The organism is Corynebacterium otitidis ATCC 51513 (genome assembly GCF_000296405.1).
GTDB lineage: Bacteria > Actinomycetota > Actinomycetes > Mycobacteriales > Mycobacteriaceae > Corynebacterium > Corynebacterium otitidis.
Genome location: NZ_JH815193.1, coordinates 25,043 through 38,093 on the forward strand (window position 1 = coordinate 25,043; position 13,051 = coordinate 38,093).

Sequence of the window (13,051 nt, forward strand, 5' to 3'; positions counted from 1 at the left end):
CCGGCGCCGGGCCCGGCCTTCGATAGAGTTTGTCGATGGCGCACCCGCGCGGCCCGCCGGCCGCGCACCGGTGCAATTGTCAGCAACCTCGCACGTCGTCGGCAGGGAGGCGGATTCCAGGTGGCAAGGATGTCGTGGCTCTGGCGGGCGCTCGGCGCGTCGACGGGCAGCCACCGCCGGCGCAGCGGGCAGCTCGCCGACCGGGCGCTCGAGCGCGCGGGCGAGCTCGCCGGGGCGGGCGAGCGGGCCGTCGCCGAGGAGGCGCGCGCCGCCACGAAGGGCGGGAAGATCAACGACGAGGCGGCGCTGCTCGCCGCGCTCGCCGCGGGTTCGCGCCTGAGCCTCGGGATTGAGCCCTACCGGGTGCAGCTCCAGGCCGTCTCGCGGCTGCTCGCCGGCGACGTCATCCAGATGGCCACCGGCGAGGGCAAGACCCTTGTCGGCGCGCTCGCCGCCGCGGGCTTCGCCTTAAGCAGCTGCGACGTGCACGTGCTCACCGTCAACGACTACCTCGCCCGCCGCGACGCGGAGTGGATGGGCCCGCTCCTTGAGCTCTTCGGGCTGTCGGTCGCCTCGCTGGGGCAGGACTCCACCAGCGCCGAGCGACAGGAGGCCTACCGGGCGAGCGTGCTCTACTCGCCGATCAACGAGGTCGCCTTCGACGTGCTGCGCGACGCGCAGGCCGCGGACCTTAACGAGACGGTCCACCGCGACGCGCCCGTCGCGCTCGTCGACGAGGCCGACTCCGTGCTCGTCGACGAGGCGCTCGTGCCGCTCGTGCTCGCCGGCGCCGAGCACGCCGCCGCGCCCTCGGGCGAGATCACCGCGGCCGTCTCCCGGCTCGAGGCCGACCGCGACTTCGAGGTCGACAGCGCCGGGCGCGCGGTCTACCTCACCGACGACGGCGCCGAGGAGGTCGAGCGGGCGCTGGGGATCGAGTCGCTCTACTCCGACGAGCACGTCGCCACCACGCTGGTGCAGGTCAACCTCGCGCTCCACGCCCGAGCGCTGCTCGCCCGCGACGTCGACTACATCGTCGCCGACGGGAAGGTGAAGCTCGTCGACGCGTCCCGCGGGCGCGTCGCCGCGCTGCAGCGCTGGCCCGACGGCCTCCAGGCCGCCGTCGAGGCCAAGGAGGGCCTCGAGATCACCGAGGGCGGCCGCATCCTCGACTCGACGACCGTGCAGGCCCACATGGCCCGCTACGAGACGGTCTGCGGCATGACCGGCACCGCCGTCGACGCCGTCGACCAGTTGCGCCAGTTCTACGACCTGCGCGTCTCCGAGATCGAGCGCAACCAGCCGACGAAGCGGGTCGACGAGCCCGACCGGATCTACGCCACCGCCGAGGACAAGCTCGCCGCCGTGACCGAGCGCATCGCCGCCGAGCACGCCGCCGGGCGTCCCGTGCTCGTCGGCACCGACGACGTCGCCGAGTCCGAGCGCGTCGCGGGGCTCGCGAGGGAGCGCGGCATCGACGCCGCCGTCCTCAACGCGAAGAACGACGAGGAGGAGGCCGGCATCATCGCCGAGGCCGGGCGCCCCGGGGCGGTGACGATCTCCACGCAGATGGCCGGCCGCGGCGTCGACATCAAGCTCGGCGGCGCCGACGAGGCGGAGCGCGACCGCGTCGTCGACGCCGGCGGGCTGTGCGTCATCGGCACCTCCAGGCACCGCACGAGGCGCCTCGACGACCAGCTGCGCGGCCGCGCGGGCCGGCAGGGGGACCCGGGCTGCTCGGTGTTCTTCGCCTCCCTCGAGGACGACGTCGTGCGCGTCGGCGGCGCCGGCGAGAAGGTCGTCGCCACCCCCGGGCCCGACGGGCGGCTCGACGAGAAGGAACTCTCCGGCTTCGTCGCGCACTGCCAGCGCGTCACCGAGGGCCAGCTGCTCGAGATCCACGCGCAGACGTGGCGCTACAACAAGCTGCTCGCCGACCAGCGCGAGATCATCGACCGGCGCCGCGCGCGCCTGCTGGAGACGGACGCCGCGCTCGACGAGCTCGCCGAGCGCGCCCCTAGCCGCGTCGAGGAGCTCTCCCCGCTGCCCAAGGAGGCGCTACTGCGCGCCGCGCGGCAGGTCATGCTCTTCCACCTGGGCGACGAGTGGAGCCGCCACCTGGAGACCATGGACGACGTGCGCGAGTCGATCCACCTGCGCGCCATCGCCCGGGAGACCCCCATCGACGAGTTCCACAAGATCTCCATCGAGGAGTTCCGCGACCTCGCGCGCCGCGCCGTCGACCGCGCCGTCGAGACCTTCGAGTCCGTGCCCGTCGACGAGGACGGCGCGCACCTGGACGAGGCGGGGCTGGCCCGCCCGTCGGCGACGTGGACGTACATGGTCTCCGACAACCCGCTCGATCAGCACGGCTCCGCGGCCTCGGGCATCCGGTCGATCTTCACCTAGCGCGACCCGCCTCGCCGGGGTTGGTGACGAGCGCGCCGCCCGGGCCGGGCGGTGGCGTGCACTATGATCGAGGGTGACGTGACAAGTTTCGCCGTTGGAAGCGGAGGTTCCACACATGGCTGACAGCAACGACTACCGCGAGCCCCAGGCGGAGACCACCTCGGTCTTCCGCGCCGACCTGCTCAAGGAGATGGAGAACGGCTCGGAGGCCCCCGAGCAGGACCTCGGGCAGGACCTCCCCGCGGGCGCCGGCCTCGTGGTCGTCAAGCGCGGCCCCAACGCCGGGGCGCGCTTCCTCCTCGACCGCGACGTCACGCTCGCCGGCCGCAACCCCGAGGCGGACATCTTCTTGGACGACGTCACCGTATCGCGGCGCCACGTCGAGTTCCGCCGCACCGGCTCCGGCGGCTTCGAGGTCGTCGACCTGGGCTCGCTCAACGGCACCTACGTCAACCGGGAGCCGCGCAACGCGAGCGCCCTGAGCTCCGGCGACGAGATCCAGATCGGCAAGTTCCGCCTCGTGTTCGTCGCGGGCCCCGGCGAGAAGTAGGCCCGCCCGGCTAGACTGGAGCGCCGTGACTTCCCCGCAACCGAGCTTCCAGCCGCGCCGCACCATGTCGATTGGTGCGGTGCTCGACCAACTGCGCCGGGAGTTCCCCGATGTCACGCTCTCCAAGCTGCGCTTCCTCGAGTCCGAGGGGCTCGTCTCCCCGTCGCGCACGCCGGCGGGCTACCGCCGCTACGACGATTCCGACGTCGAGCGGCTGCGCTACGTGCTGCTCGCGCAGCGCGACCAGTACCTCCCCTTAAAGGTCATCCGCAGCCAGCTCGAGTCGCTCGACTCCGGGGAGGTCACCGCGCTGACCGGCGCGCGCTCGGCGCGCCAGGTCGTCACCGCGGACAGCTTCCGCCGGCCGCGCCGGGTGCGGCTCACCGACGAGGAGGCCGCGGAGCGCGCGGGCGTGAGCGAGGACTTCCTCGCCGAGCTCGTGCGCGCGGGCCTCATCACGCCGGACGGCTCGGGCTACTTCGCCGCCGAGGACGTCGACATCGCCTCCTCGGCGAAGGCCCTGGAGTCCTTCGGGCTGGACATGCGCCACCTGCGCGCGGTGCGTCAGGCCGCCCAGCGGGAGGCGGACCTCATCACCCAGGCGGCGGGGCCGATCGCCAGGCGCGACGAGCCGGACGCGCAGGCCCGCGCCGAGGAGTTCGCCCGCGAGATGAGCGCGACGCTCGTCTCGCTGCACGCGAGCGTGCTGAAGTCCCGGCTGCGCTAGCCGGCACCCGCCCCGCGCCAAGTACGCGGCGCCGGGGCCGCCGCCTTACCCTCGCCGCGGGCGCATCGGCGAGGTCAACGAGAGAGGGATGGAAGGGATTCACATGGGAGAGAACGCTGTGGCGGCCGAGCTCATCGCCGTCGAGGCGATCGGCCCGGAGTCCTTCCCGCTGGCGCTGTTGCGCGCCACCGACGAGAGCCGGGTGCTGCCGATCTGGCTCACCCCGGTCGCGGCCGCGCGGCTGCGGATGCGCGGCGCGGGCCAGGGCTTCCAGCGCCCCGACGCGCTCGACCTCGTCGTCGACCTCGCGGAGGCGACCGGCCAGGAGATCGCCGAGGTGCGCATCGCGAGCGCGTACCGCGGGGTGTTCCACGCGGTGATCACCTTCGACAGCGGCGTGGAGCTCGACGCGCGGGCCTCGGACGCGATGGCGCTGGCGGTCGCCGCGGAGCTGCCCATCCTCGTCGAGCGCGACGTGTTCGCCGAGTGCGGGGTGTTCGCGACCGCCGCGACGATCGCCGACGCGCTCGGCGTCGACGTCCCGGAGGGCGCCGCCGAGGGCGAGGAGCCCGACTCGGCCTCAGGCGACGCGGCCGCGGACCGCGAGTTCGAGGAGCTCATGCGCTCGCTGGGGGTCTCCGAGTCGGACCTCGACGGCGACGACGGGGAGGGCCCCGGCGACTAAAACACCCGAAACGGATGTGACTGGTGTGGGTAAAGTTTCTTCTGTTGCGGCGTGTTGCCGGGCCGGCGGCCGGGCGGGCGCTACGATGGGGGTCGTCTTGGCCGCGGGGCGCATAATAGAGGCGTTCCCCGCGCGCAACGCTTATTCGAGGACCCAGCGAACCACCAGGAGTGTGCCAGCGTGACGAGTGCCCACGGCGAAGCCGTCCAGGAGGCCCTATTCGACCTCGGCCCCGACGAGTCGGTCGGCTACCGGGTGCCCATCGCCTGCCAGGTCGCGGGCATCACCTACCGCCAGCTCGACTACTGGGCGCGCACCGACCTGGTGAAGCCCTCGATCCGTAACGCGCGCGGCTCGGGCTCGCAGCGGCTCTACTCCTTCCGCGACATCCTCGTCCTCAAGATCGTCAAGCGGCTCCTCGACACGGGTATCTCCCTGCAGAACATCCGACTCGCGGTCGGGAAGCTGCGCGACCGCGGCGTCGACGACATCGCCGAGATCACGCTCGTCTCCGATGGGACGACCGTCTACGAGTGCCGCTCGGCCGACGAGGTCATCGACCTGCTCGGCGGGGGACAGGGCGTCTTCGGCATCGCGGTCCCGGGCCTCATGAAGGAGCTCTCCGGGGAGATCGCGAACTTCCCCGCGGAGCGCGTCGCCGGCGGCGGCGCGGAGGTCATCGGCGTCGACGAGCTCGCCGCGCGGCGCCGCCGCAAGTCCTCCTAGGAAAACAGAGAAAAGAAAAGCCGCCCGGCCCTCGCTACTGCGGGGCCGGGCGGCTTTGGCGTGGGCGTCGGTCCGGGCGGTAGGCGCGCCGCCTGGCACACCCCGCGCGGGAGGGGAGGGGCGGCCGCGGCGGCACTCCGGCACCGGAGGGGCCGGCCGGGCTACTCCTCGGGCGGACCCTCGGCCGGCGGCTCGTCGGCGGGCGGCTCCGGCGGGGCCTCGGGCTCGGGGGCCGGCGGCTCCTCGGCCGGGGGATCGGGCGCGAAGTTCTCGATGACCGGCTCCTCGTGCTCCGGCGGCTCCTCGCCCTCGCCCTCCTCCTCGGGCGGCTGCTCGCCTAAGAGCTGGTCGTAGAGCGGCTGGCGCTCGCGCGGCTCGTCCTCGGGGCCCTCGTAGCGCCCGCCCGCGAACTGCGCGAGGTCCTCGGCGGTGCGGGCACGCTGCTCGCCCTCCTCGGAGGAGGCCGTGGGCTGAAGCACGATGACGCGGTAGACCTTGTCGGCGCCCTCGATGGGGTGGAACGGGCGGCGGTAGTCCTCGGCGGTCTCGGTGGTGACGACGGCCTCGGCGTCGTCGATGAGCGCGTCCTCGACGGTGACGTCCCGGTCGCGCTCGAGGAGCTCGCCGGCCTGCTCGCCCTCGGCGAGCGCGGCGAGCGCCGCGATCCCGGCGTCCCCGTCGGAGCCGAGCGCGAAGGACACGGCCGCCGGCTCGAGGCCCGCGGGGTCGTCCGCGGTGGAAAGGAGGCCGACGCCCTCGGCGAAGGCGGGCTGCGGCTCGCCCTCGGCGCGCTCCCGGTTGGCGGCGGCGAGCAGGTCGTCGGCGACGGGGGAGTCCACGGCGATAAGCGCGGCCGCCTCGGAGACGTTGGTGGTGAGCGTGGGGCGCACGCAGCGGTCGTCCTGCCGGGGCCCATCGGCGAGGTAGTCGTCGAGGAGCGCCTCGGTGAGGGCGGTGTTCTGCGTGGCGATGGGGACCTCGAGCTCGCCGGCGGGGCAGTCGCCGGCCGCGTTCGCGTCCTCGTCGTCGCGGCCCACGAGCCACGTCACGAGCGCCGCGACGAGCAGCGCGGTGGTGATCACGGCGACCACGATCCACCCCGAGACCTGCGCGTTGCCCTTTCCGGAGCGGTGTCTGGCCACAGGCGTCGTCCTTTCGTTGAACGTTTCACGAGGCGGGCGGCCGGTCGTCGCCCCGCGGGATCACCGCTCGGGGTCCGGGGACCGCCCTAAGCGACCTAGTCTATAGGCATTCCCGCGCGGGCGAGGACGCCGAGCAGGCGGGCGCGCAGCCGCCGGCCGCGCGCCGCGAGCCGCTTCTGGCGGGCGACGTAGGTGCGCTTGCCCTCGGGTGTCTCGATGGGCACGACGCCGTAGCCCAGGCCGCGCACGTCGTAGGGGGATGCCTCCATGTCGAGGACGCGGGTGTCGCGCGCGAGCTCGAAGCAGTCGAGCAACAGCTCGCCCGGCACGAGCGGCCCGAGCTTTCCCGCCCACTTGTAGAGGTCCATCGTCGCGTGCAGGCAGCCCTCCTGCTCGCAGGCGGGCTGGGTGTCGCGGCTCAGCCGCGTGGCGTTCCTGGGCCTGGCCTCGGGCGTGAAGAAGCGGTAGGCGTCGAAGTGGGTGCAGCGCAGCTCGTGGGACTCGACGACCTCGTCGCTGCCGGCGCTCCCGAGGCGCAGCGGCAGGTCGTGGCGGGTGTTCTCGGCGCGGTAGACCATCGCCCACTCGTGCAGCCCGAAGCAGTCGAAGTGCGCGGGGCGCTGCGCCGTGCGGCGCAGGAGCTCGGCGATCTCGCGGGCCTTGGCGCCGTGGCGCTGGAGGAACTCGTCGGCGTCGACCGCGAGCGTCCCGTCGGGGCGGGGCGAATAGAACGCCCGCCCGGCGAGCTCGCCAGCGTCCTCGAGCGCGACACCGACGCCGGGGTGCCAGGTTTTGAGCTTGCCGGGGCTGAGCCAGTAGTAGTCGAAGAGGAAGTCCTGCACCGGCTCCTTCTCGTGGCGCCGCCGGCGCTTGAGGTGCGCGTCGGTGAGGCGCTCGGCGCGGCGGCGGTGCCGGGCGGCGCGCTCGCGCCAGCGGGCCGGGTTTAGGGTCAGGGGAGCGGCGAGCGTTGTGGGCGTTATCCTTCCGCCTCCTCGTGGGTCCAGTCGGAGACCGTGCCGACGTATTCCTCGATCAGGTCCTCGAGCGTGACGATACCGCGCAGCCGGCCCGCGGTGCGCACCTGGGCCATGTGCGCGGAGCGCCGGTGCATCGCGTGGAGCGCATCGTCGAGCGGGGAGTCCCCGTCGAGGGTGATGAGGGGGCGCAGCAGCCCGCGGGGGATCGGCTCGCCGGTGCGGCCCAGCCGGTCGAGCACGTCCTTGACGTGTACGTAGCCCAGGTAGGCGCCGCCGGGGTCGGTGACGGGGAAGCGGGAAAACCCCGTCTCGCGGACCGCCTCCTCGAGCTCCCCGATGGTGGGCCCGCCGGGCCTGAACGGCAGGGTGCGGACCTTCTCGACGGGGATGAGCACGTCGCTTAGGGGCCTCCCCTCGGAGCGCAGCGCCTTGGTGAGGCGGGCGTGCTCGTCGGCGTCGAGGAAGCCCTCCTCGCGGGACTCGGCGATCATGTCGGCGAGCTGCTCCTGGTCGACGGTGGAGTCGAGCTCGTCCTTCTGCTCGATGCCGAGCGCCTTGAGCACCATCCGCGACAGGAAGTTCAAGAACAGGATGAAGGGGCGGGTGAGCCGCACCCAGCCGAGGATGAACGGCGCGACCCACATGCCGATGGTCTCCGGGTTGGCGATGGAGAAGTTCTTCGGGATCATCTCGCCGATGATGATGTGCAGGTAGGTGATGATCGCCAGCGCGATGAGGAACGCCGCGGGGTGGAGGAGCTGCTCGGGCACGCCCAGCCAGGTGAACGGCTGCTCGATGTAGTGGGCGATCGCTGGCTCGGCGACCTTGCCGAGCACGAGCGAGCACAGCGTGATGCCGAACTGGCTGCCCGCGAGCATGACGGAGAGGTTCTCCGTCGCGGTGAGCAGCCGCTTGGCGGCCTTGCTGCCCTGGTCGATGAGCGCGGTGATGCGGTCCTTGCGCGAGGAGATGAGCGCGAACTCGCTGGCGACGAACACGCCGTTGCCGGCGAGCAGCGCGGCGATGAGCACTACGGACCAGACGATTTCCATCAGAGATACTCCTGCGCTTCCGCGGTCGTGACCGGGGTGAGGATGAGCGAGTCGACGCGGCGCTCGTCCATGACGTCGACGCGGGCGAGCCAGCGGCCCTCGTCGGCGGGCTCCCCGCCGCTAAAGCCACCGGACTCGGCGGGCGGGAGGACGGCGACGTCGCCGACGGCGGGGATCCGCCCGAGCGCGGCCATGACGAGCCCGCCGGCGGTCTCGTACGGCCCGTCGGGAGCGCGATAGCCGGTCTCCTCGGCCAGGTCGTCGAGCCGCGCGAGGCCCGTGACCCGCCAGCTCTTGCCGAAGCGCTCGAAGTCCTGCTCGGCGGCGCGGTCGTCGTGCTCGTCGTAGACCTCGCCTAAGATCTCCTCGACGACGTCCTCGATGGTGACGATGCCGGCGGTGCCGCCGTACTCGTCGGCGACGAGGATGAGCTGGGAGCCCGCCGAGCGCACCGCCGTTAACACCGCGTCGCCGTCGAGCGAGGCCGGCACCGTGGGGATCGCGCGCGCCAGCGGCGCGAGCGTCGTCGTGGCGCGGTCTTTTTCGGCGACGCCGAGCGCGTCCTTGATGTGCACCACGCCGAGCGTGTTGTCGAGGTCCCCGTCGACGACGGGGAAGCGCGAGTGCCCGGTCTCCCGGGCGAGCGCCACGAGGTCCGCGACCGTCTGGTCGCCCTCGAGCACGTCGGTCGTGGCGCGCGGGGTCATGATCGCCTCGGCGGTGACGTCGCCGAACTCGAGCGAGGCCTCGAGCATCTCGGCGAGGTCGGGCTCGATGGAGCCCTCTCCCGCGGAGTTGCGCACCAGCGAGCCGAGCTCCTGGGGGCTGCGCGCCGAGGCGAGCTCGTCGGCCGGCTCGATCCCGAAGCGGCGCACCGCCCAGTTCGACGTGCGGTTCATCGACCGGATGAACCACGCGCACGCCTTCGTGAACGCCTGCATCGGCATGACGACGAAGCGGGCGGTGGCCAGCGGCATGGTGATCGCGATGTTCTTCGGCACGAGCTCGCCGAAGATCATCGACAGCACCGTCGCGACGATCAGAGCGAGGATGAGCGCCACCGGCTGCGAGGCCGAGGCCGAAAGGCCCACGAGGTCGAGGAGCGGCTCGAAGTAGCCGGCGAGCACCGGCTCGGCGAGGTAGCCGGTCGCCAGCGTCGTGACGGTGATGCCGAGCTGCGAGCCGGACAGCAGAAACGACAGGTGGGTCACGCCCTCGCGCACGGCCTTCGCGCGCCGGTCGCCGACCCGCTCGACGTGGTTGTTCACCGTCGAGCGCTCCAGCCCCGTCAGCGAGAACTCCACCGCGACAAACAGGCCCGTCAGCGCGGTGAGCAGGACGAACCCGACGAGCGAGGCGATGCTGATGACGATGTCCATGGCTGATAGTGGAGTCTAGCGCCTAGGCCGCCCGCCGCGGCGGCGCGGGCCGCGGCGCCGACCGCGCGAACCCGACCCCGGGCCGGGGGCGGGAGCGCCCTTCTTCTGCCCGGGCTGGCCCTTCGGCCCCCGGGCGGGACCCTTCCCGCCGGGCTGGGGCGCGCCGAACGGCGCGAGCGCCTCCCCGGAGGGCTTCCGGGCGCCGGTGAGCTCGCTCAGGCGCTCGTCGCCCGGCTCGACGCGCTCCGCCGGCGCGTCGACCCCGGCCTTCTTCAAGAGCTTTGCCACCTCGTCCTCGCGGTCCTCGGTGACCAGCGTGACGACCCGGCCGGCGCTGCCGGCGCGGGCGGTGCGCCCCGCGCGGTGCAGGTAGGTCTTGTGCTCGACGGGCGGGTCGACGTGGCAGACGAGGTCCACCCCGGAGACGTCGATGCCGCGCGCCGCGATGTCGGTGGCCACGAGCACCGGCACCGAGCCGTCGGCGAACCCGTCGAGCGCGCGCTGCCTCGCGCCCTGCGCCTTGTCGCCGTGCAGGCCCGCGGCGTTGATGCCCGCGCGGCGCAGCTTTTTCACCAGCCGGTCGACGCCGCGCTTGGTGCGCACGAACATGATCGTCGTGCCCCGACGCGCGGCGATCCACGTCGCCACCGCGTTGCGGTTCTTCCCGTCGCCGACGAGCAGCCGGAAGTGCTCCATCGTCTCCACGCTCGCCGCGACCGGCGCGGTGGAGTGCTCCGCGGGCTCATCAAGGAACTCGTCGACGAGCCTGGAGACCTCCCCGTCGAGCGTCGCGGAGAACAGCAGCCGCTGCCCGCCCTTCGGGGTGGCGCGCAGCAGGCGGCGCACCTGCGGCAGGAAGCCCATGTCGGCCATCTGGTCGGCCTCGTCCAGCGCGGAGATCGCCACGCCCGCGAGGTCGAGCGCCCCGCGGTCGACGAGGTCCTGCGCGCGCCCCGGCGTCGCGACGAGCAGCCCCAGGGGCTTGGTGAGCAGCCTCTCGTGGCGCGCGACGGGCACCCCGCCGACGACCGCCGCGACGCCCACGCCGACGGCGCGGCCGTGCGGCTCGAGGCGCTCGGCGATCTGCACGGCGAGCTCCCTGGTGGGGGCGAGCACGAGGCCGCCCGGCCGGTACGCCGCGGGCTTGACCCCGGCGAGCCGCTGGAGGATGGGAAGCCCGAAGGCGAGCGTCTTGCCCGAGCCGGTCGGGCCGCGGCCCAGCACGTCCCGGCCGGCGAGCGCGTCGGGGATCGCGGCGGCCTGGATGGGGAAGGGCTCCGTGAGCCCCTGCGCCTCGAGCGAGTCGACGAGCGCGGGGTCAAGCCCCAGGGTGGCGAAGGTGGTCATTCGGTCAACCCTAGCGCCGCGGCCTAAAGGTTTAGGAGACGGGCTTCTCCGCGCGGTCGCCGGACCAGTCGGTGTGGAAGCTGCCCTCGGCGTCGACGCGGCGGTAGGTGTGCGCGCCGAAGAAGTCGCGCTGCCCCTGGATGAGCGCGGCGGGCAGCCGGTCGGCGCGCAGCGCGTCGTAGTACGCCAGCGAGGACGCGAACACCGGCGCCGGCAGCCCGAGGCGCGCCGCGGCGGCGACGACGCGGCGCCACGGGTCGATGAGGTCGGTGAGCTGCCCGGAGAAGTACGGCGCCGCGAGCAGCGAGCCGAGGCCGGGATCCTCGTCGTAGGCCTCGACGATGCGGTTGAGGAACGTCGCGCGGATGATGCAGCCGCCGCGCCAGATGCGCGCCAGGTCCCGCGGGTCGACGTCCCAGCCGTGCTCGCTCGAGCCGGCGGCGATCTCGTCGAAGCCCTGCGCGTAGGCCACGAGCTTCGAGGCGTAGAGCGCGCGGCGCACGTCCTCGACGAACTCCTCGCGGCTTAGGCCCAGGTCCTCGAAACGCGCGGTCGTGCCGCCCGGCAGGTCGCCGGCGGCGTCGCGCTGCCCGGCCGCGGAGGACAGCGCGCGGGCGAAGACCGCCTCGCCGATCGCGCTCACCGGCGCGCCCAGGTCGAGCGCCGCCTGCACCGTCCAGCGCCCGGTGCCCTTCTGCCCGGCGGCGTCGACGATGACGTCGACGAGCGGCTTGCCCGTCTTCTCGTCGACCTGCGCGAGCACCTCGGCGGTGATCTCGATGAGGTAGGAGTCCAGGTCGCCCTTGTTCCACTCGCGGAACACCTCGGCGATCTCCCTCGGCTCGAGCCCCGCCCCGTAGCGCAGCAGGTGGTAGGCCTCGCCGATGACCTGCATGTCGGCGTACTCGATGCCGTTGTGCACCATCTTCACAAAATGGCCCGCGCCGTCGGGGCCGATGTGCGTGCAGCACGGCTCCCCGTCGACCTTCGCGGAGATGTCCTCGAGCAGCGGGCCGAGCGACTCGTAGGACTCCTTCGGCCCGCCGGGCATGATCGAGGGCCCGTTGAGCGCGCCCTCCTCCCCGCCGGAGATGCCCGCGCCCACGAAGTGCAGGCCCCGCTCGGCGAGCTCCCGCTCGCGGCGGATCGTGTCCGTGTAGAGCGCGTTGCCGCCGTCGACGATGACGTCGCCCGGCTCCATCTCCGCGGCGAGCTCCCCGATGACCGCGTCCGTCGCCGCGCCCGCCTGCACCATGACGATCGCGCGCCGCGGCCGCTCGAGCGAGGCGACGAACTCCTTCACCGACGCGGCCGGGCGGAACTCGCCCTCCTCGCCGAAGGAGTCGATAAACGCGTCCGTCTTGGCGGCGGTGCGGTTGTACACCGCGACAGCGTGGCCGTGCCGGGCGAAGTTGCGCGCGAGGTTCGAGCCCATCACCGCGAGCCCGACGACCCCGACCTGGGCTAAGGGAGAAGAGTGAGTCATGGCACCCAAGGCTACCCGAGCGGCCCCGCCCGGGCGCCGGGCGATCCCCGGGCCGCCGCCGCGCGGAACCCGATCGGCGAACCGCGCCCGAACGCCGCGGCGCTGGCTTAGGCTGAGGGGCCATGGAGATCATCAACTGGTATCGCAAGGCCTCGGAGCGGGACTTGAGCGCCGACGAGCTCGACGTCCTCAACGGGCAAAAGGTCGGCCTCGCCGGGCACCTGGGCATCGAGTTTTCCGCCCTCGGGCCGGAGTCGGCGGCGGCGCGCCTCGAGGTGGGCCGCGAGCACCTTCAGCCCGCGGGCCTCGTCAACGGCGGCGTGTTCGCCTCGATCGGGGAGACGGTCGCCTCCGTCGCGGGCATCGTGCGCGCCGGCGGCGTCGCCGTCGTGGGCGTCAACAACGACACGAACTTCATCCGCTCGGTGCGCTCCGGGGTCATCGAGGCGACCGCCGAGCCCATCCAGCTGGGCCGGCGCACCCAGCTGTGGCGCGTCGACATGCGTAACGAGGACCGCCTCGCCGCGCAGACCATCCTGCGCACCATGGTGGTCGGCTAACGACAAACGGG

12 protein-coding genes are annotated in these 13,051 nt (G+C 73.0%); 6 read left to right on the forward strand and 6 right to left on the reverse strand.

What is annotated here, in order from left to right; genetic code table 11:
- Positions 1-129: 129 nt before the first annotated feature.
- The 5 genes from secA2 to HMPREF9719_RS03080 all read left to right on the forward strand — a co-directional run bounded on the left by secA2 (position 130) and on the right by HMPREF9719_RS03080 (position 5,097).
- Complete coding sequence (gene secA2 / locus HMPREF9719_RS03060; RefSeq protein ID WP_004600496.1) at positions 130-2,409, forward strand: accessory Sec system translocase SecA2; 2,280 nt, start codon at positions 130-132, stop codon at positions 2,407-2,409.
- A gap of 115 nt (positions 2,410-2,524) precedes the next feature.
- The gene (gene odhI, locus HMPREF9719_RS03065) at positions 2,525-2,959 is read left to right on the forward strand and encodes an oxoglutarate dehydrogenase inhibitor Odhl (RefSeq protein WP_004600497.1); all 435 of its coding nucleotides are present in this window, start codon (positions 2,525-2,527) and stop codon (positions 2,957-2,959) included.
- 64 nt (positions 2,960-3,023) lie between these two features.
- Complete coding sequence (ftsR, locus tag HMPREF9719_RS03070) at positions 3,024-3,686, forward strand: transcriptional regulator FtsR (protein ID WP_004600498.1); 663 nt, start codon at positions 3,024-3,026, stop codon at positions 3,684-3,686.
- Positions 3,687-3,789: 103 nt separating this feature from the next.
- Positions 3,790-4,371, forward strand: a complete 582-nt coding sequence (locus tag HMPREF9719_RS03075) for a bifunctional nuclease family protein (protein ID WP_004600499.1) — start codon at positions 3,790-3,792, stop codon at positions 4,369-4,371.
- Positions 4,372-4,551: 180 nt separating this feature from the next.
- Positions 4,552-5,097 carry a MerR family transcriptional regulator gene (locus HMPREF9719_RS03080; RefSeq protein WP_004600500.1) on the forward strand — a complete coding sequence of 182 codons (546 nt, stop codon included), beginning with the start codon at positions 4,552-4,554 and terminating at the stop codon, positions 5,095-5,097.
- A 161-nt stretch (positions 5,098-5,258) separates the two neighbouring features.
- Here the strand turns inward: HMPREF9719_RS03080 and HMPREF9719_RS03085 are convergent, their stop codons facing one another.
- The 6 genes from HMPREF9719_RS03085 to gndA form a co-directional block, all read right to left on the reverse strand.
- Positions 5,259-6,239, reverse strand: a complete 981-nt coding sequence (locus HMPREF9719_RS03085; protein ID WP_004600501.1) for a hypothetical protein — start codon at positions 6,237-6,239, stop codon at positions 5,259-5,261.
- Between the two features lie 95 nt (positions 6,240-6,334).
- Positions 6,335-7,081 (reverse strand): hypothetical protein, encoded by a 747-nt coding sequence (locus HMPREF9719_RS03090; protein WP_004600502.1) that lies wholly within the window; start codon positions 7,079-7,081, stop codon positions 6,335-6,337.
- Between the two features lie 134 nt (positions 7,082-7,215).
- On the reverse strand, positions 7,216-8,268 hold the full coding sequence (locus tag HMPREF9719_RS03095) for a hemolysin family protein (protein WP_004600503.1): 1,053 nt from the start codon (positions 8,266-8,268) through the stop codon (positions 7,216-7,218).
- Positions 8,268-9,647, reverse strand: coding sequence for a hemolysin family protein (locus tag HMPREF9719_RS03100; protein ID WP_004600504.1), 1,380 nt, complete (start codon positions 9,645-9,647; stop codon positions 8,268-8,270). The genes HMPREF9719_RS03095 and HMPREF9719_RS03100 overlap by 1 nt, the downstream gene beginning before the upstream one ends.
- A gap of 15 nt (positions 9,648-9,662) precedes the next feature.
- Entirely contained in the window at positions 9,663-10,994 is a 1,332-nt protein-coding gene (locus HMPREF9719_RS03105) for a DEAD/DEAH box helicase (protein WP_004600505.1), read from the reverse strand.
- 31 nt (positions 10,995-11,025) lie between these two features.
- Positions 11,026-12,480, reverse strand: coding sequence for an NADP-dependent phosphogluconate dehydrogenase (gene gndA / locus HMPREF9719_RS03110; RefSeq protein ID WP_004600506.1), 1,455 nt, complete (start codon positions 12,478-12,480; stop codon positions 11,026-11,028).
- A 122-nt stretch (positions 12,481-12,602) separates the two neighbouring features.
- Here gndA and HMPREF9719_RS03115 point away from each other — a divergent pair, with 122 nt between their 5' ends.
- Positions 12,603-13,040 carry a PaaI family thioesterase gene (locus HMPREF9719_RS03115; protein ID WP_004600507.1) on the forward strand — a complete coding sequence of 146 codons (438 nt, stop codon included), beginning with the start codon at positions 12,603-12,605 and terminating at the stop codon, positions 13,038-13,040.
- Positions 13,041-13,051: the final 11 nt, after the last annotated feature.

Bases quoted from the DNA above. Each gene is read 5' to 3' on its own strand.
- HMPREF9719_RS03105 (WP_004600505.1), bottom strand. From the start codon at position 10,994: ATGACCACCTTCGCCACCCTGGGGCTTGACCCCGCGCTCGTCGACTCG.
- HMPREF9719_RS03075 (WP_004600499.1), top strand. From the start codon at position 3,790: ATGGGAGAGAACGCTGTGGCGGCCGAGCTCATCGCCGTCGAGGCGATC.
- odhI (WP_004600497.1), top strand. From the start codon at position 2,525: ATGGCTGACAGCAACGACTACCGCGAGCCCCAGGCGGAGACCACCTCG.
- HMPREF9719_RS03095 (WP_004600503.1), bottom strand. From the start codon at position 8,268: ATGGAAATCGTCTGGTCCGTAGTGCTCATCGCCGCGCTGCTCGCCGGC.
- gndA (WP_004600506.1), bottom strand. From the start codon at position 12,480: ATGACTCACTCTTCTCCCTTAGCCCAGGTCGGGGTCGTCGGGCTCGCG.
- HMPREF9719_RS03100 (WP_004600504.1), bottom strand. From the start codon at position 9,647: ATGGACATCGTCATCAGCATCGCCTCGCTCGTCGGGTTCGTCCTGCTC.
- HMPREF9719_RS03115 (WP_004600507.1), top strand. From the start codon at position 12,603: ATGGAGATCATCAACTGGTATCGCAAGGCCTCGGAGCGGGACTTGAGC.
- ftsR (WP_004600498.1), top strand. From the start codon at position 3,024: ATGTCGATTGGTGCGGTGCTCGACCAACTGCGCCGGGAGTTCCCCGAT.
- secA2 (WP_004600496.1), top strand. From the start codon at position 130: ATGTCGTGGCTCTGGCGGGCGCTCGGCGCGTCGACGGGCAGCCACCGC.